This is a genomic window from Plantibacter sp. ME-Dv--P-095, from assembly GCF_030209365.1.
Taxonomy (GTDB): Bacteria; Actinomycetota; Actinomycetes; order Actinomycetales; family Microbacteriaceae; genus Plantibacter.
Genome location: NZ_JARVSB010000006.1, coordinates 161,865 through 179,051, shown reverse-complemented (window position 1 = coordinate 179,051; position 17,187 = coordinate 161,865). Strand labels below are relative to the sequence as shown.

22 protein-coding genes are annotated in these 17,187 nt (G+C 69.8%); 8 read left to right on the top strand and 14 right to left on the bottom strand.

From position 1 onward, the window contains the following. Positions 1–67: 67 nt before the first annotated feature. Positions 68–1,726, bottom strand: coding sequence for an ABC transporter substrate-binding protein (locus QRN26_RS09160; protein ID WP_285036318.1), 1,659 nt, complete (start codon positions 1,724–1,726; stop codon positions 68–70). A gap of 132 nt (positions 1,727–1,858) precedes the next feature. Here QRN26_RS09160 and QRN26_RS09155 point away from each other — a divergent pair, with 132 nt between their 5' ends. The 3 genes from QRN26_RS09155 (at position 1,859) to QRN26_RS09145 (ending at position 4,427) form a co-directional block, all read left to right on the top strand. Continuing rightward, entirely contained in the window at positions 1,859–2,506 is a 648-nt protein-coding gene (locus QRN26_RS09155; RefSeq protein ID WP_285036317.1) for a TetR/AcrR family transcriptional regulator, read from the top strand. Between the two features lie 79 nt (positions 2,507–2,585). Continuing rightward, on the top strand, positions 2,586–3,017 hold the full coding sequence (locus tag QRN26_RS09150) for a hypothetical protein (RefSeq protein WP_285036316.1): 432 nt from the start codon (positions 2,586–2,588) through the stop codon (positions 3,015–3,017). A gap of 141 nt (positions 3,018–3,158) precedes the next feature. Continuing rightward, positions 3,159–4,427, top strand: a complete 1,269-nt coding sequence (locus QRN26_RS09145) for an HNH endonuclease signature motif containing protein (RefSeq protein ID WP_285036315.1) — start codon at positions 3,159–3,161, stop codon at positions 4,425–4,427. A 153-nt stretch (positions 4,428–4,580) separates the two neighbouring features. Here the strand turns inward: QRN26_RS09145 and QRN26_RS09140 are convergent, their stop codons facing one another. Both QRN26_RS09140 and QRN26_RS09135 read right to left on the bottom strand, forming a co-directional pair. Continuing rightward, entirely contained in the window at positions 4,581–5,186 is a 606-nt protein-coding gene (locus QRN26_RS09140; protein ID WP_285036314.1) for a maleylpyruvate isomerase family mycothiol-dependent enzyme, read from the bottom strand. 14 nt (positions 5,187–5,200) lie between these two features. Beyond that, positions 5,201–5,773 (bottom strand): YdeI/OmpD-associated family protein, encoded by a 573-nt coding sequence (locus tag QRN26_RS09135; protein ID WP_285036313.1) that lies wholly within the window; start codon positions 5,771–5,773, stop codon positions 5,201–5,203. Positions 5,774–5,875: 102 nt separating this feature from the next. On the opposite strand from QRN26_RS09135, the gene QRN26_RS09130 reads away from it, so the two are divergent. Next, positions 5,876–6,838, top strand: coding sequence for a proline dehydrogenase family protein (locus tag QRN26_RS09130; protein WP_285036312.1), 963 nt, complete (start codon positions 5,876–5,878; stop codon positions 6,836–6,838). Positions 6,839–6,862: 24 nt separating this feature from the next. On the opposite strand, the gene QRN26_RS09125 is transcribed toward QRN26_RS09130, so the two are convergent. From QRN26_RS09125 to QRN26_RS09095, 7 genes are all read right to left on the bottom strand, one after another. Beyond that, the gene (locus QRN26_RS09125; RefSeq protein WP_056779522.1) at positions 6,863–7,402 is read right to left on the bottom strand and encodes a flavin reductase family protein; all 540 of its coding nucleotides are present in this window, start codon (positions 7,400–7,402) and stop codon (positions 6,863–6,865) included. Positions 7,403–7,461: 59 nt separating this feature from the next. Further along, a complete protein-coding gene (locus tag QRN26_RS09120; RefSeq protein ID WP_285036311.1) occupies positions 7,462–7,884 on the bottom strand; it encodes an HIT family protein in 423 nt (140 codons plus the stop codon). Between the two features lie 184 nt (positions 7,885–8,068). Further along, complete coding sequence (locus tag QRN26_RS09115) at positions 8,069–9,412, bottom strand: APC family permease (RefSeq protein ID WP_285036310.1); 1,344 nt, start codon at positions 9,410–9,412, stop codon at positions 8,069–8,071. Between the two features lie 87 nt (positions 9,413–9,499). After that, a complete protein-coding gene (locus QRN26_RS09110) occupies positions 9,500–10,084 on the bottom strand; it encodes an SRPBCC family protein (protein ID WP_082455952.1) in 585 nt (194 codons plus the stop codon). A gap of 51 nt (positions 10,085–10,135) precedes the next feature. Next, on the bottom strand, positions 10,136–11,599 hold the full coding sequence (locus QRN26_RS09105; RefSeq protein ID WP_285036309.1) for a phytoene desaturase family protein: 1,464 nt from the start codon (positions 11,597–11,599) through the stop codon (positions 10,136–10,138). A gap of 17 nt (positions 11,600–11,616) precedes the next feature. Continuing rightward, entirely contained in the window at positions 11,617–12,615 is a 999-nt protein-coding gene (locus QRN26_RS09100) for an SDR family oxidoreductase (protein WP_285036308.1), read from the bottom strand. Positions 12,616–12,781: 166 nt separating this feature from the next. Then, complete coding sequence (locus QRN26_RS09095) at positions 12,782–13,444, bottom strand: dihydrofolate reductase family protein (protein WP_056009269.1); 663 nt, start codon at positions 13,442–13,444, stop codon at positions 12,782–12,784. A gap of 213 nt (positions 13,445–13,657) precedes the next feature. Here QRN26_RS09095 and QRN26_RS09090 point away from each other — a divergent pair, with 213 nt between their 5' ends. Next, the gene (locus tag QRN26_RS09090) at positions 13,658–13,858 is read left to right on the top strand and encodes a DUF2795 domain-containing protein (protein WP_162235747.1); all 201 of its coding nucleotides are present in this window, start codon (positions 13,658–13,660) and stop codon (positions 13,856–13,858) included. 59 nt (positions 13,859–13,917) lie between these two features. Here QRN26_RS09090 and QRN26_RS09085 read toward each other — a convergent pair whose 3' ends face one another. Next, the gene (locus tag QRN26_RS09085) at positions 13,918–14,760 is read right to left on the bottom strand and encodes an SDR family oxidoreductase (protein ID WP_056011627.1); all 843 of its coding nucleotides are present in this window, start codon (positions 14,758–14,760) and stop codon (positions 13,918–13,920) included. A gap of 168 nt (positions 14,761–14,928) precedes the next feature. Between QRN26_RS09085 and QRN26_RS09080 the strand changes: the two genes are divergently transcribed. Next, positions 14,929–15,234 (top strand): DUF7882 family protein, encoded by a 306-nt coding sequence (locus tag QRN26_RS09080; protein WP_056009273.1) that lies wholly within the window; start codon positions 14,929–14,931, stop codon positions 15,232–15,234. A gap of 70 nt (positions 15,235–15,304) precedes the next feature. Here QRN26_RS09080 and QRN26_RS09075 read toward each other — a convergent pair whose 3' ends face one another. Then, the gene (locus QRN26_RS09075) at positions 15,305–15,646 is read right to left on the bottom strand and encodes a hypothetical protein (RefSeq protein WP_056009275.1); all 342 of its coding nucleotides are present in this window, start codon (positions 15,644–15,646) and stop codon (positions 15,305–15,307) included. A gap of 102 nt (positions 15,647–15,748) precedes the next feature. On the opposite strand from QRN26_RS09075, the gene QRN26_RS09070 reads away from it, so the two are divergent. Further along, a complete protein-coding gene (locus QRN26_RS09070; protein ID WP_056009277.1) occupies positions 15,749–15,949 on the top strand; it encodes a hypothetical protein in 201 nt (66 codons plus the stop codon). Positions 15,950–16,025: 76 nt separating this feature from the next. On the opposite strand, the gene QRN26_RS09065 is transcribed toward QRN26_RS09070, so the two are convergent. After that, positions 16,026–16,193, bottom strand: a complete 168-nt coding sequence (locus QRN26_RS09065) for a hypothetical protein (RefSeq protein WP_157579867.1) — start codon at positions 16,191–16,193, stop codon at positions 16,026–16,028. A gap of 61 nt (positions 16,194–16,254) precedes the next feature. Further along, complete coding sequence (locus tag QRN26_RS09060) at positions 16,255–16,536, bottom strand: DUF7882 family protein (RefSeq protein ID WP_056009279.1); 282 nt, start codon at positions 16,534–16,536, stop codon at positions 16,255–16,257. Positions 16,537–16,803: 267 nt separating this feature from the next. On the opposite strand from QRN26_RS09060, the gene QRN26_RS09055 reads away from it, so the two are divergent. Beyond that, positions 16,804–17,121 carry a DUF7882 family protein gene (locus tag QRN26_RS09055; protein WP_056009281.1) on the top strand — a complete coding sequence of 106 codons (318 nt, stop codon included), beginning with the start codon at positions 16,804–16,806 and terminating at the stop codon, positions 17,119–17,121. The last annotated feature ends 66 nt before the right edge of the window (positions 17,122–17,187 follow it).

Sequence of the window (17,187 nt, the reverse complement as noted above, 5' to 3'; positions counted from 1 at the left end):
CCGTTGCGCATGCGGGAGGTGACGGGCGGGGTGGATGAGCACCCCGCCCGTCGGTGTGCGGGTACCCCTACTTCGCGGCCTTGAGCTGCGTGAGGATGTACACGGCGGTCGGCTGCGTCGGGTCGGCCGGGGCGTACGGGTCGTCCTCGCTCGGCCAACCGGTGTAGTTCCGGGTGTTGTACGAACCGATGAACGGGCGCGTGCCGATCGGCATGGCCGGCACGTCGGAGACGAACAGCTTCTGGACCGTCTCGAGGGCTGCCGCCCGTGTGGCGTCGTCCGTCGCGTTGGCGTAGGCCGAGAGCGCCGCGGTGGCCTCGGGGCTGTCGTAGCGTCCGAAGTTGAAGTCGGCTGCCTCACCCTCGGCGACGAGCCAGCGGCCGTCCATGATGTCGGAGTACAGGTCGTACGGCGTCGCACCGGTGTCGGTCCAGTGCAGGATCGCCTGGAAGTCGCCGTCCGACTTCGCCGCCCACCAGGTGTCCTGGTCGGGGGTGTCGACGGTGGCGGTGACGCCCAGGGTCTTGACCGAATCGGCGATGAGGCTGATGCCGGTCACGTAGTCGTTCCACCCCTGCGGGACGGACAGGGTGAAGGTGACGGCCTCGCCCGAGGGGTCGGTGAGCACGTCGTCGTTCCAGGTGTACCCGGCGTCGGTCAGGACCTGCTTCGCGGCCTTCGCGTCGACGGTGTAGTCCTCGCCCTCGAATTCGGCGGGGATGAACGCGTCGCCGGCCGGGGTCGGCAGGCCGGTGACCGAGCTGAGCTCGGGGACGCCGCCCTCACGGGCGATCTGCTGGTGCTGTTCGCGGTCGATGACGAGGTTGACGGCCTGCCGGAAGGCGGGGTCGTTGAAGGGCTTCGTCTGCGTGTTCACGAACATCGCGTCGACGGCGAGACCGGCGGCCGCCCAGTAGACGTTGTGCTCCTTGTCCTTGTCGAGGTACGCGGACTGCACGTTCGGGATGAAGGCCTGCGCCCAGTCGGCGTCGCCGTTCGCGAGGGCGGTGGTGAGCGCCGTGTTGTCGTTGTACGAGACGTAGTAGAGCGTCGGCACGGCCGGCTGCTCGCCCCAGTAGTCGTCGCGGGCGGAGAGTTCGACGCTCTCGGTGCTGAAGCTCGTCAGCGTGTACGGGCCGGTGCCGACGGGCTCGGGGTTCTCGAAGGTGGCCGGGTCGTCGACGGACTCCCAGATGTGCTTCGGGACGATCTGCTTGAGGAGGACCTTGTCCTGCTTCACGAACATCGGGTTCGTGAACGAGAGGGTGACGGTATCGCCCTCGGTCGCGACGCCGGTGAGTCCGAGGGCCGAGTTGTCGAGCTCCGGGTGGTCGATGAACTGCTGGAAGGTGAAGGCGATGTCGTCGGCGCTGAAGGCCTCGCCGTCGTTCCACGTGACGCCGTCGCGGGCGGTCAGGGCGACGGAGGTGTAGTCGTCGGTCCAGGCGATCTCGGACGCGAGCCACGGCTTGACCTCGGCGCTCGGGTCGACGAGGTTGACGATCGCGAGCGGCTCGAGGATCGCGTTGATGTACCCGAGCTTCATGGCGGACGAGTCGCCGACGTAGGGGTTGTTGGATTCGGTGGCGATCGAGCCGTCAGGCTTCGCGATCGTCAGCGCGGCACCCTCCTCGGGGCCGTCGCTCGACCCGCCGCCACCGGTGCATCCGGTGAGCAGCAGGGCTGTGGCCGCGAACGCGGCCAGCAGTGGGGTTCTCAGCTTCATCGCTTTCTCCTCTTGGGTGTGCGCTGCGGCAGTGCGGCGCAAGTCGGGATTCGGTGATAACTTACTGACCATTCAGTAAGTTGGCAAGCGCGGTATCCTCGCCGCATCGAGGCTCATCGCGGAACGGACGGCATGACGACTGTGAAACCACCCGGCACGGTGAAGAGACAACCGCAGCCCCGTCCCTCGACCGTCGCGCGGCGGGCGGAGGTCGTGCGGTCGGCGCTCGACGTCTTCGGCGCGAAGGGGTACGCGAACGGCACCCTCATCGACATCGCCGAGCTGGTCGACATGACGCCGGCGGGCATCCTGCACCACTTCGGTTCGAAGGACCAGCTGCTCCTCGAGGTGCTCAGCTACCGCGATGCGACCGACGTCGAGAACCTCGACGACCAGCACATCCCCGGCGGCATCGAACTGTTCAAGCACCTCATCCGCACGGCGGCGACGAACGCGCAGCGGGCCGGGATCGTGCAGGCGTTCGTCGTCCTGTCAGCGGAGTCGGTGACGGAGGACCACCCGGCCAGGCACTACTTCGACGACCGCTATCGGACCCTGCGACGTGAGATCGCCGAGGCGTTCCAGGCGGTGTGCGCTGAGCGCGGCGTCGACGCACCCGAGACGATCCATCGCGCGGCGGCGTCGATCCTCGCGGTCATGGACGGTCTGCAGGTGCAATGGCTCATCGACCCCGCCGACGTCGACCTCGCCGAGACAAGTGCTTACGCCATCCGCGTCATCGTGGAGTCGGTGCTCGGCCAGGGGGCGCTGGACGACTGAGCCGGATTCGAGCAGCGCCGTGGGGCTCGCAGGGCTACCGTGAGAGGCAAACCACAGCCCCGAACGGAAGGACGTCGAGATGGCTGAGCAGCAGTCGAGTACGAAGAGTGGATTCAGCGCTGAAGAACGCGCGGCGATGAAGGAGCGGGTAAAGGAGCTCAAGGCGGCGGCGAACCGCGAGGAGGCGTTGCAGGGCGTTGTCGACGCGATCGCGGACATGGAGGACGCCGATCGGGCGATCGCCGAGCCGCTGCACGAGCTGATCATGGGTGGCGACTACGGTCTCGCCGCGAAGACCTGGTACGGCATGCCCGCCTACGTCGGTGCCGACGGCAAAGCGGTCGTGTTCTTCCAGGCTGCCGCGAAGTTCAAGGCGCGCTACGCGACCCTCGGGTTCAACGACTCGGCGAAGCTCGACGACGGCGAGATGTGGCCGACCGCGTTCGGCATCACCGCGTGGAACGACGCCGTCGCGAAGCGGGTCACGGAGCTGCTGGCCAGAGCCGTCTGACCGGAGCTGCGCGCGGCGGGTTCCGACCGAATCTCGCTGACGAGCCCCGGTCACTGAGGCTGTCGAAGTGCTCATGGGATGCATCCCCACCCGCCCGGACTCGGCATCTGGAATGTCAGTGGTCCGTGGTGGACTGGAGTCATGACCGAGACCACCACCGCGATCCGCGCGAGCGACGAGTACGCCGCGCAGCTCGCCGAGTTCTCGGATGAATACGCGAGCATCTGTCGCCGGCGTGCGGCCTTGGACGCTGAGGAAGCGCGCCTGCTCGCCCGTTCCGCCGCCTATGCGGACGCGCTCGCGGCCACGGTCGTCCCCGCCATCTACCCGCCTGCAGAACGGCGTGCGCTGTCGCGCCGCTCGACGGGCGCGATGCTCGCGATGGCGACGCGTTCCTCGGAACAGACCGTCCTGCACGCCACAGACGACGCCGAGCGCCTCGTCAACGAGGCACCGTCCGTGCTGGCTGCACTCGAGGCCGGCAGGATCTCCGGCCGGCATGCGCGGACGATCACCGACCAACTGCGCGAGGTCCCCAACGCCGGTCGCGCTTCGTTCCTCGCAGAGGTGCTCACGGTGGCGGAACGGTCCACGGTCGCGCGACTGAAGAAGCGCGCGAAGGACCTCCGCGAGCGACTCCACCCGGAGTCCATCACCGCCCGTGCGGTGCGCTCCGAGGCTGACCGCCGCGTCGAGTTCGAGGCGGCTTCAGATGGGATGGCCTGGGTGCACCTCTTCACGACCGCTCCCATCGCGCAGGGCATCGTCGAGCGGCTTGAGAGCGCTGCTGCGGAAGCGCGACGCGCTGGCGACCAGCGCACCTGCGGGCAGCTCCAGGCCGATGCCCTTGCAGCCCTCGCCCTCACCGGCGTCACCCCGGATGACGTCGCCTCGAACGCCGTCCTCCCGCACCCGATCGAGGTCCAGGAACACATCAAGCCGACCGTGCAGATCACCGTCCCGGCACTGAGCATGGCGGGCGTCTCCGACGCACCCGCCACGCTCGACGGCTACGGCCCCATCGATCCGGAGACCGCAGCCCGGATCGCAGTCAACGCACCCAGCATGACCCGCATCCTCGTCCAGCCGGAAACCGGAGCCGTCCTCTCCGTCGGTCGAGGCCAGTATCGCGTTCCCGCCGATCTGCAGCGCGCGGTCCGCCTCCGAGACGGCACCTGTCGGGCACCTGGCTGCGGGCGCCGCGCCCGGGCCTGCGACCTCGACCATTCGGTCGCCTGGCAAGACGGCGGTACCACAGATGTCGGGAATCTCGCCTGCCTCTGTCGACATCACCACCGCATGAAGCATTTGCCGGGGTGGAACCTCGACCACGGCCCCGGCGGCGTGCTCGACTGGACGACACCCGACGGCAAGCATCACCGAACAGCCCCGGACCCCGCACCGTTCTGACCGTTACCGGTCCCTGAGGTGCGCCGCTGAGCCTGTCGACGTGTCGAAGGGTTTCTCGTGCGCACTTCGACAAGCTCAGTGACCGGCGGAGGTGCGCCCGGAACGTTCCGCTCCCTGAGCCTGTCGACGGGCATGTACCCGCCCCTCGCCCCCTCAGCTCGCCGGCAGCGCGAGCCCGGTCGGCCGGCCCGAGACCGCGAGCAGGAGGTCCAGCGCGGAACCGCGGACCTCGGGCCCGTCACCCCAGCTCATGCCGGTGTCGTCAGCGACGAGTCGGACACCCTGCCCGCGTTCTTTGCCGCCGCCCATCGAGACGCCCGTCCGAAGCTGATACTCCAACGCCTGGACGACAGCCGTCGTCGGGTAGCTCGGGTGGAGACCGAGTGGCCGGCGGATGTCCTCCCCGTGCACGATGGCTTCGACGAGTCTGGTCGCGAGGTTCGCCGGCGGCGTGCGGCTCAGCTCGGCGGCAGCGCCCAGGGCCGCAAGCGTCTCCGATGGCCGGTTCTGCCGCTCCCGCTCGATGCCGCGTTCGTTGTCGAGGTCGAAGTCGAACCGTGCCGCGATGAGCCGGCGCGCGAACCCGAGGCGCGTCGTCTTCGCCGAATCGACGAGGTGGGCCACGACGTCGTGCACGTCCCATCCCGCGCAGAGGGACGGTGTGGCCCACTGCTCCTCGCTGAGCCCGGCCAGATCGGCGACGAGCTTCCGTCGTTCGTCATGGACGACCGTCCACACCATCCTCGGAGACACCGTCATCTGTGCCCTCCCCATCACCGGTAATGCTGCTCGCCGAGCGCCGCCTTCGTGACGACGTCGACGATGCGAGCGGCCCGGACGGCGGGCGTCTTGATGCCGTTCAACCGGAAGAAGACCCGGAACCGTTCGGTGCGCCCCAGGGTGGCGAAGTACGCGGCCGCAGCCGGGTCGGCGTCGAGCGCGGCCTGGAGATCCGCCGGCATGACCGCGTCCTTCTGCCGGTAGGCGGCATCCCACCGACCATCGGCCTGCGCCCGTTCGACCTCGGCGAGCCCACCCGGACGCATCCGCCCCTCCTCGATGAGCCGGGCCACGTGCTCCCGGTTGATCTGCGACCACGGACTGTTCTTCCGTCGCGGCGTGAACGCCTGCAGCGTGTAGTCGTCGTCGAGCCGCTTGCTCTGCCCGTCGATCCAGCCATGACACAGCGCCACGTCGAGTGCCTCCGACCACGTGATGCCCGTCGCCTTCGAGGTCTTCTTCCGCAGCTTCAACCGCACCCCGTCGTCGCTCGGCGCGCCGACGAGGTAGGCCTCCCACTCCTCGAGCGTGAGGTCCAGGATCGGTTTCTCCTCGAAGCTCGCCACGTCAGCGAGCGTAGCGCGCACCACCCACGTCCCACAGGGTCCGACGCTGCGCAGGCTCTCACGCTGCACTGGGCACGCAGCCGGAATGGATAGGGTCGGAGCATGCTGATGAACGACGAGACACTGTCGCGCGCCGCCGACACCCTGCGCGCCTGGGCCCTCGACGAGGACCTCAAAGCACGGGTCCTCGCCCACCCGGAGGCCGCCGCCATCGCCCGACGGGTCGCCGTCCGCTACATCGCCGGCGACGACGCCGCTTCGGCGTTGCGACTCCTCGCAGCGAACGCCGGCCGTGGGCACCTCGGCAGCATCGAGCTCGTCGGCGAGTCCGTCCGCGACGCACGGATCGCCGACGAACAGACGGCGGAGTTCGTCGATCTCGCCCGACGCATCGGTGCGGCCGAGCAGACCGCCACGATCTCCCTCGACCTTTCGCACATCGGATCGGTGGTCTCCGCCGAACTCGGCCTCCGCAACGGCCTGACCCTCGCACAGGCGGCCAGGGACGCCGGCACCTCGATCATGATCTCCGCGGAGGGCTCAGACCGCACCGATCTCGTCCTCTCGATCTTCGAGCAGATCGCCGACCGGTTCCCGGAGACCGGCATCACCCTGCAAGCGAGACTCCACCGCACCCCGGCGGACCTCGAACGCGTACTCACCCGTCCCGGGCCGGTGCGCGTCGTGAAGGGAGCCTTCCTCGAATCGACGGAGGTGGCGCACCCGCGCGACGCCGCACCGATGACGGCGGCGTACATCGCGATGGTGACGCGTCTCGTCCGGGCCGGCCACCGTGTCAACATCGCCACCCACGACCCGCACCTGGTCGCGGCACTTGAGGGAGCACTCGGCGACGAACTGCGGCAGCCGCACGTGGAGTTCGAGATGCTCCAGGGGCTCGGCACGGCGTTGCTCGACGATCTCCGCCGGCGCGGATTCACCACACGCGAGTACCTCGTCTACGGACCCGAGTGGTGGCTCTACGTCCTCAACCGGATCGCCGAACACCCCGAACGCGTCATCGAAGCGATCGCGGACATCGGCGCGATCGCGGCACGCGTCTGAGGCTCACCCGCGCCCGGCTGACGCTCAACCGAGCGGGTCGGACTCCAGACGGTGGAAGTTGCGGTTCTGGTAGACGAGCGCCGGCGCGTCCGTCCCGGGCGGGATGACCTCGAGGACCTCGGCGATGACGAGCATCGAGCTGCCGGCGGGCACGGTCTGGACGATCCGGCAGCGCAGCGCGGCACGGGCACTCGGCAGGTAGGGCTCTCCGGTCGAGAGTCGCTCCCAGTGCTGTTCCGGCGTGAACCGCGGTTCGCCCGTCTTGGCGAACGCCTTCGCGACCTCGAGGTGGTGGTCCGCCAAGAGGTGCACGACGACGGTCCCCGCACTGAGGAGCCCACCGGCGGAACCCGTCGCGCGGGTGACGGAGAACGACAGCATCGGCGGGTCGACGGCGACGGACGCCACGGATGACGCCGTCAGACCGACGTCGCCTCGATCGGTTGCGGCACTGATGAGCGCGACGCCGGCCGGGTGGTCGCGGAACGCCGTCTTGAACCCGTCGACGGTCGCGGCGTGGGCGAGGGCGTCGGGATCGGTGGACGGCGTGGTGGGAATGGTCATACTGCAACCGTAGAACCTCAATCGGCCTTGAGGTCAACCCAAGGCGCAGCGAGTTCCCGCTACTCGAACATCTCCGCCAGGAGCTCATGCGGGTCCCCGTCGACCCGATGCTGCGACAGCCCCTCGGGCCAGAAGGTGACCCCGTCGTCGTCCCAGCAGGGCACGACATGCAGGTGGTAGTGCGGGACGCTCTGCCCGGCATCGACACCGGACGCACTCAACACGACGACCCCGGTCGCACCGAGTGCCGCCCGCATCGCCCGACCCACCCGCTGGGCCAGGGCCGTCGTCGCCTGCAACGCCCGCGGATCCGCGTCGAGCAGACCGACACTGTGCGCCCGAGGCACCACAAGCGTGTGCCCCGGCGCGAGCGCCGACTCGGGCAACGGTCGGAAGGCGACCGCCTCCTCCTCGCGCTCCACCCAGACGACGTCGGCGGGCTCGTCACGCATCAGCTGACAGAAGGCGCAGGTGTCGGACATCACCCCATTGTCGCGGACGTGACCCGACGGTCGGGTCGTCCAGCCTGACCGCCGTGCCCCTCAGGACACGCGGTCGCGCGCGCGCCGGATCAGCCGCGGGCCGACGATCCACACCAGCCCGACGACGACCACCACGGCACCACCCGCCCCGAGCCGACCAAGCCACCCCGGGGTCGCCGCAGCGTCACCGCGCGGTGACGTCCGAACCGCTCTTCCGACGACGGACCAGGCGCGTGATCGCGTACAGGACCACACCCACCGCGACGATGATGCCGCCGCGCAACCACACCTCAGCGCTCTGCTGCGTGAGCAGGATGAGGCACGACAGCACCGCGAGCACCGGCAGGACCGTCCAAGCACGGAAGTGCGTGTGCTCGACCCGCTCGCGACGCAACACGAGCACCGCGATGTTCGTGCTGAGGAACACGATGAGCAGCAGGAGGACGACCGTCTCGGCGAGGGTGGCGATACTGCCGGTCGCGGTGAGGACCATCGCGACACCCGTGGTGACGAGGATCGCGACCCACGGCGTCCCACGCTTCGGCAGCACCTTCGTGAACACGCTCGGAAGCAGCCCCCGCGAACCCATGCCGTAGGCGAGCCGGCTCGACATGATCATCGTGAGCAGCGCGCCGTTCGCGACGGCCACCAGGGCGATGAGGCTGAACAGCCATGCCGGGATGCCGACGCCGGTCGCCTGGATGACCGTCAGCAGCGGACCGGTCGATTCGCCGAGCTCGTCGGAGGGCACGGCGATCGAGGCCGCGGTGCCCACGAGCACGTAGAGGACACCGGCCGTCGCGAGCGCACCGAACAGCGCCTTCGGGTAGACGCGCGACGGATCCTTGACCTCTTCGATGACGTTCGCACTCGTCTCGAAGCCGACGAAGGAGTAGTACGCGAGCAGGGCCGCACCGAACACCGCGATGACGGGACTCCCGCCCTCGGCGAACTGCGTCGCGCGCCCGAGGTCGCCCTTGCCGCCGCCCAGCATGATCGCGACGGCGACCACCACGAGGACGAGCCCCGTGGTCTCGATCATCGTCATGACGAGGTTCGCCCGGACGGACTCCTTGATGCCGCGGGCGTTGATCAGCGCGATCACGATGAGGAACAGCACGGCGCCGAGGACCGGGGGCAGGTCGATGAAGGTCGCGAGGTAGTCGCCCGCGAACGCCAACGCCAACCCGGAGGCGCTCACGACACCCGCCGCGAGCATGCAGTAGCCGACGAGGAACGAGACCATCGGCCGCTTGTAGGCCCGCTCCGCGAAGACGGCCGAGCCGCCCGCCTTCGGATACTTCGTGACGAGCTCGGCATACGACGCGGCCGTGAGCAGCGCGAGCAGGAGGGCGACGATCATCGGCACCCAGGTGACCCCGCCGACCTCGCCCGCGATCTGACCGATAAGGGCGTAGATCCCGGCCCCCAGGACGTCACCGAGGATGAACAGGTAGAGCATCTTCCCCGAGATGTCGCGTTTGAGCGTGGAAGGAGGATCAGCCCTGGTGGTGTCGGTCGAGGTCATCCGCGCAACGGTACGGCAGCCGTGCAACCCCGTCCCGCGCTTGCGATCCCGTCGCGGTTGTGCGTCGGCGTCGGCGTCAGACGGACGTCACTGACGGGCGAGCCTGCGTGCCACCGCGATCACCGGTACAGCGACCACGGCGACTGACACCACCCGCGCGAACACCGACCGCTTCGGGAACTCGGCGCGCTTCCGATCGTCGGCCGTCGGTTCAGCCGCCTCCACGAGGTGCGTCCCGCCGGCGCCGCCCTCCGCGAGGTGCGCGAGCCGACGCAGGGTCTCGATGTTGCGGAGGTGCAGGCCGATGTCGAGCAGCCACACGGGGATCAGGGCGCCCGGCCCGGCGACGGCCTGTTCGTGGAGGTGGACGACGCAACCGCGCTCGTGCGGTTCCACCTCGACCGCGACGCGCGCCTCGCCGAGCGGCCAGCCCTTCGGCTGGATGACGAAGGCGTGCGGCGGGTCCCACTGCAACACGGTCGTCTCGTCGTTCAGCACGGCCGGCCAGACGCCGAAGGAGTGGTGCAGCTTCCCGCCGACGTGCGGCCAACGATCGCCGACGTCGCGCATGCGTGACGCCCCCACCACCCAGGCTGGGAAGAGCCACCCGTCGGCGAGGACGGCGAAGACACGGTCGGGCGGGCAATCGAGGATGCGGCTGGTGTGGGACACGATGGTGTTCCTTTCGCTGAAGCAGGGACGAGGTCAGCAGGTCGTCGGCGCTCAATCCGGGGCGAGCGAGGGCATGCGGTCGCGTCCGAAGACGGAGCGGAGCGCACTGCGGGCCGCGTGCCACCCCGCGAGCCCATGGACGCCTGGGCCGGGCGGGGTCGAGGACGAGCAGAGGAAGATGCCGGGGGTCGGCGTCCGCCACGGGTCGTTCGACAGCACCGGTCTCGCGACGAGCTGGGCGAAACTCGCCGCACCGGCCGCGATGTCGCCGAGCACGTAGTTCGGGTTGTACCGGGCCATGTCGCGGGCGGTCATCGACGCGGAGGTCAGGATCACGTCGCGGAAGCCGGGAGCGAACCGTTCGATCTGCCGGGTGATCGCCTCGGTCTGGTCGAGCGCGGAGCCACTCGGCACGTGCGTGTACGCCCAGAGGACCTGCGCGTCACCCGGCGCGCGCCCGGGGTCGCCGACGGCGGGCTGCGAGACGAGGACGTAGGGCGACTCGCTGTGCCGACCGCGCGCGACGTCCCGCTCGGCCGCGGCGATCTCGGGTCGACTGCCGCCCAGGTGGAGGGTCCCCGCCTTCGCGAGTTCGGGGTTCGTCCACGGCACCGGACCGGACAGCGCGAAGTCGACCTTCGCGACGCCGTCGCCGTAGCGGAAGCGGGAGAGACGCCGGAGGTAGGTGTCGGGAAGGCGGCTCCCCGCGATCTCGGCGAGCGCCTTCGGCGTCGTGTCGAACAGCACGGCGCGTGCTGTGGGGAGCTCGTCGATGGAGCGCACCTCGGTACCCGTGACGATCTCGCCGCCGTGGGCGAGGAGGTCTGCGGCGAGGGCGTCGACGATCGCCTGGCTGCCGCCGATGGGGATGGGCCAGCCGCGGGCGTGGGCGTAGGCGCCGAGGGACAGGGCTGCCGCCGAGGTGGCGAGGCTCGGCATCGGCCGGATCGAGTGCGCGGCCACCCCGCTGAGCATCGCCGGGGCGGTGTCCTCGCGGAACCGGAGGTTCCAGGCGGGGCTCCCCTGTTCGAGCGCGCGCAGGCCGAACTTGGCGACCGTGACCGGGTGGCGGGGCACCTGGAGCAGCTTGCCGCCGGTGAACTGCGACACCCGGTCGGCGTCCGCGGCGAGCGGCCCCATGAGCGCGCGCCACGCTGCTCCGTCGCGGCCGAGCGCGTCGGCGGTGCGGTCGATGTCGCGGTAGGCGATGCCGGCGCGGCCGTCGTCGAGGGGGTGTGCGTAGGAGATCTCCGGCACCACGAGCTCGATCCGGCGTTCGAGCTTGAAGGAGCGGAAGAACCCGGAGGCGAGCGCCATCGGGTGGACCGCCGAGCAGATGTCGTGATGGAAGCCCGGGAGGGTGAGTTCCGCGGTCCTGGCGCCACCACCGATGGTGTCGCCTCGCTCCACGACCTGCACGTGCAGGCCTGCCCGGGCGAGGGTCACCGCGGCGGCGAGCCCGTTCGGGCCGGCGCCGACGACGACCGCGTCGAACTCCTCCGTCGACCTGCGCATCCCTGCCCCCACGGCGGTCAGCGGCGCTTCGCCGCGCCGGTCACGAGGGCGACGCCCGCTGCGACGGCGCCCAATGCGGTCGCGTACACGGCGGGACGGTGTCGGATCGCCCACGTCTGTGGACTCCACGAGTGCGCCTTGTCGCTGAACACCCCGCGAGCACCGTGATCGCCGGGGGCCGGCGTGTACACGTTGTCGGGCATGCGCGGGTCGTCCTTGTCGGAGGCGAGCTGCCCCGAGTAACCCGTCCTGGCGAGGAACCAGTCGAGGAACGAACCGGCGAAGCGGTCACCGAGGATGGTTCCGACGGTCGACTCCCCCACCCAGGTGCGTCGTCGGGGCTTGTCCGCGACGTCGGCGATGGCCGTGGCGCCCACCTCGGGCTGGTAGATCGGCGGGACGGGCTGCGGGTGCTCGGGCAGCTGCGACTTCACCCAGCTGAACTGGATGGTGTTCAGGGCAGGCATGTCGACCGTCGAGAGCTTGACGGCACTGCCGGCGTGGATGAGCTCCGCGGTCAGGGACTCGGTAAACCCGCGCGCACCGAACTTGGACCCGCAGTACGCCGCCTGGAGCGGGATGCCGCGGTGCGCGAGCGCCGAGCCCACCTGGATGACGTGTCCGCGATCACGAGGCACCATGCGCGAGAGCGCCGCGCGCGTGCCGTTGACGAAACCGAAGAAGTTGACGGCGACGGCGCGTTCGAAGTCCGCCGGCTCGGTCGTGAGGAAGTCACCGAACACCCCGACCATGGCGCAGTTGACCCACAGCTCGATCGGTCCGAGCTCGGCCTCGACGCGGTCCGCGGCCCGTTCGACCGCTTCCCGGTCGGCCACGTCGGTCGGCACGGCCAGCGCGCGTCGCCCGGCCTGCTCGACCTCGGCGATGGTCGCGGCGAGTCCGTCCTCACCGCGTGCCAGCACGGCGACGTCCCAGCCGCGCTTCGCGAGTTCCCGGACCGTCGCCCGGCCGAGGCCTGCCGTACCGCCCGTGACGACGGCGACACCGCGGCTCATCGCACGGGCCGTTCGACGGCGGCGGAACACGGGGCTGACGGGAATCGTGGGCTTGCGATGGTCTGGGGCATGACGCCACGTTAGGGGACGTCACCCGTTCGACGCCGCCCCTTGCATTCCCAGGGAGGGCGTTCGAGGTGGGCGTTCGAGGCGGGCGTTCTCACACTCAGCGCGGCGTCCGCGTGAACACGTAATGCACGACCCCGCTCGGCGATGCCGTCACCTCCACCGCGAACCGGTCCTCCAGCCCTTCGAGGCCGTCCCACAGGCGCACTCCGCGGCCGAGCAGGATCGGGACGACGACGACGTGGAGGTGGTCGACGAGGTCCGCCTCGAGGAACGTCCGGACGGTCGTGGGCCCACCACCGAGCCGCACGTCGAGACCGCCGGCGAGCGAGGTGGCGAGCGCCAACGCGTCGACCGGCGACAGCGCTCGGAAGAGGAAGGTCGTCTCCCCCACGACGAGGTCCGGTCGCTCGTGGTGCGTGAGGACGACCACCGGGCTGTGGAACGGCGGTTCCTCGCCCCACCATCCGCGCCAGCTCTCGTCCTCCCAGGGCCCGAGCTGCGGACCGAACTTGCGCCGACCCATGATCTCGACACCGATGCGGTCGCCCGTGGCCGACGCGAACGCGTCGTCGATGCCGCGGGTCCCGGCACCGACCGCCTCGGCCTCGTGGCCGGTCATCGCCACGAAGGTGTGCGTCGGCAGGAACCACTGCATCAGCCGGTGCTCGGCGTGGCCGAAGGGCGTCTCGAAGGACTGGCCCTCACCGGTCGCGAAGCCGTCGAGCGAGACGGCGAGATTGTGGACGCGGAGCTTCGTCATGGGCACACGGTAGTCCGGAACCGCCTCGCGCCCCACCCCCAGTCCAGACCACCCGCCGCGCCCGAGTAGCAGCTCGACGACGGAAAGGCAAGAGCGCGCCGAGCGGCTGAACGGGAACGACACTCGAAGGAGGGCACGGCGGTCCGACGACCGGTCGACGCAGCCGGCCCGCCTGACATCGGGTGCCACGACGCGCCCAGAGAGGAGATGCTCGTGTTCACCGAGCTCGACGAATTCCTACGCGGCATGGAGTACCCCTGCCGCCCCAGCGACCTGACGCGTGAGGCCCGCCGCGACCTGCTTCCGACCCATCTGGTGGAGGCGCTCCGCTCGCTCCCCGAGCGCAGCTACACGAGCCGCTGGGACGTCCTGCACCGCACCTCGATCGCGGAGGCGCTGCCGATCGGCGTCTGAGCCGCGAGCTGGACACGGGAGAGGCACCGGTACACGACCGGTGCCTCTCCCGTTCCGCGTCACTGGCTGGCGGCTGCGCGCCAATCGTGTGCCGTGATGTGCGATCCGGCCTGCGGTCCCATCAGGAGCATGCCGCCGTCCACGGGGATGGACACCCCGGTGAGGTAGCTGGAACCCGGCGACGCCAGGAACGCGATGACGGAGGCGATCTCCCGCGCATCGCCCGGGCGGCCGACGGGGATGCCGGGGCGCTCGGTGTCGTGCGGGTCCTCGTCGGTCTGACCCGTCATCGGCGTCGCGATCTCCCCCGGGGCGACCGAGTTCACCGTGATGCCGTACGGGGCGAGTTCGACGGCGGCCGTCTTCACGAGACCGCCGAGTCCGTGCTTGGCGGCGTCGTAGGCGGTGGATCCGACGCGTGGCTGGTGCTCGTGCACACTCGTCACGGCGATGATCCGTCCACCGGCGCCACCCTCGGCGAGGTGTCGGGCGGCGCGTTGCATGCAGACGAACGCGCCGTCGAGGTCCGCGGCGACGACCTGGCGCCACTCCTCGAGCTCGATCTCGAGGAACGGCGTCGAGGCACCGGTTCCGGCGTTGTTCACGAAGACGTCGAGTCCGCCGAGCTCCGCGACGAGCCGGTCGACGACGTCACCGCAGGCGGTGAGGTCGGTGGTGTCGAGCTGGGCGACGACGGCGCGGCGACCGAGCGCACGGACCTCCTCGGCGGTGGCGTCGGCGCCCCCCTCGTCCGTGTGCCACGTGATGCCGACGTCCATCCCGGCTTCGGCGAGCGCGACGGCGGCGGCGCGGCCGATGCCCGAGTCGGAGGCGGTGACGATGGCCCGGGTGGGCGAGAAGGCGAGGTCGAGACGGTTGGGTGGGGTCGGGGTGTCAGTCATGCCGACACGGTAGATCGCTCGTCGTGTCCGCATCGCAGGCTTGCGATCGGGCTCGGGGTGTTGCACCACTCGTGCCTGGACGACGGTTTCGCAACCCCCCTGGGCTCCGTGGCGCTCCCGCGGACTCGGGCCTACCGTTGGAGGAGGGGTGGGCGGACTGGAGGACCCATGGGCAAGATGATCTACGACGCCGACGTCAGCGTGACGTTCGACGACCGGGTGCTCGCGCACCTGCAGCACGTGATCGGCGCGAAGCTGCGCCGCGGTGAAGGGTTCTACTTCGGCTGGAAAGACGACCCGCGAGCGGGCGACGGCCGCTCCACGATCTGGTTGCACCCGGCGATGTCGCTGCGGTTCAAGTACGCGGGCAGTGTCCCGGTCGAATTGAACCGTGCCTGGCTCGAAGCGCTCGCGATCAGCGCGGACTCGACGCACGGGCTCGTCCTCGTGCCGGAGCCGGGACCGCGCGTCTGAAGCACGCAAACGACAGCGGGCCGACGGTTCTCCGTCGGCCCGCTCTCCTGTGTCGAGTGCTCTCCGCAGCTCACATCGAGCGTTGGTCGAACTCCAGGTCGTCGATGTCGGTCAGCTCCGTCGCCCATTCCGGTCTCGCCGGTTGCAGCTCGGCGGTGCGCTGTTCCAGCTCGACGATGGTCGCTTCGTCGAGCGGCTCCTCCGAGGCGTTCTCGACGGGCGTCGAGAACAGCTGACTCGTCGGGCCGATGAGGAGGTGCGCGAAGCCGATGCTCCCGCCCTCGTTGATCGTCGGCACGGTGATGATGTCGGACTCGCCGGACTGGGCGAGGGCGCGGGCATACCGCAGCAGTGCTTTGCAGGTCTGGTCGGCCATCAGCAGATAGCCGCTCGAGTAGTACAGCTTTCTCATGCGACCATTGTCGAAAACCGCGCGGCGACGCGGCAGTGGTTGAATCCTGGACCGGAAAGGTATACCGGCGGTGGGTCGCGCGCCGTGCGCTATCGTCTGGGCATGACCGACAGCGACCAGACTCCGCACACGCACGACGAGAACCGCCACGACCAGCTGACCACGGCCCCGAACGCGACCGAGGCGGACGCGGCTCCCCGCATCGACGTCACCGATCAGGGCGACGGCGTCACCCGGATCGACATCCGCGACGACGCGGCGGTCCGCCCGGGTGCCGACCCCGAGGACACCGACGAGGCCTGAGCCACGACCCTCAATACGACGAAGCGCCGCCGACCCTCGGGTCGGCGGCGCTTCTCGGTCGTGCGGGCGCTCCAGCTCAGTGGCCGTCGGCGTCGTGCAGTGGTGCGGCGTCCGGCTGCTCGAGCACGTCCGGCTCGTCCTCGGTGTCCTCGCCCGTCGGCTCGTCAGGGATCTCGGTGGGAGGGGTGCCCGCGACCATGTCGGGGTCGGTGCCCAATGCGTCTGCTCCGGTGAAGTCGCTCATGTCGCTCCTGCTTTCCTGTGGTGGTGGTTGTGGTGTGGTGCTGGTATCGGTCTGGTGCGCGTCAGGCGACGACGACGTGGAGTCCGCCGGTGATCTCGATCTCCTCGAGCATCTCGGCCGCCATCCGCTCGTCGATCGGCGGCTCGAATTCGGCGTCGAAGGCGAACACGATCGGTTGCTCGGGCGAGACGGTGACGGGTTCGGAGGAGTGGAACCGTCCACGGTGGAGCTGCAGGCGGAAGGACTGGTCATCGAGCATGCGCGTCAGGATCACGTGTTCGAGCTGGGCGAGCGTCTGATCGTCGACCTGTGATCGGAGCGCACCGAGGCGTAGGAATCCCATCGTCAGCTCCCCTCTCAGGTGTGCCACGCTAGCGCGGCATGCGCGGGCTGCAGGGGCCATTGCGCGGAAGGGCCGAGGGGCGGACAATGCGCGCAGGCCGCCTGACCAGTCGGTCGACCGAAGGGGTCTGTGGATAATCGGGCGAACCCCTCGGATGTCTCGTATCCTGGTTGAGCGCCCATCCGACCCGGACCCCGTCGGAGCGCGCTCAGATGTCGGCCATCCGCGCCGACGGCTGTCTCCCGGGGTCGGAAGTCGAGGGTTCCCATGGGACAACTGGTGTATGGCACGGGCGACGCTCGCGTGCGTCTCGACGACCGCATGCTCGCCCACGTCAAGACGATCGCGCTGATGAAGCTCCGCCGGAACGAGTCGTTCGCCCTGACGGTGCGACAGGACTCCACCACCGAGGGGCGGACGACGCTGTGGCTGCACCCCGCGATCGCGCTGCAGTTCTCCTTCGACACCGACGAGGTCGGCGAGATGGACCGCTCCCTGCTCGAGTCGTTCATGCACGAGGCGAACACCGGCGAAGTCGTCGTGCACGCGTCGAGCGAACACGACTCCGCCGCCCGGTCGGAGTGACCTCGGCGGCGGTGCCGCGCGCTCAGCTGTTCCGGAGCATCGAGACGAGTTCGCTCTTCCGCTTGC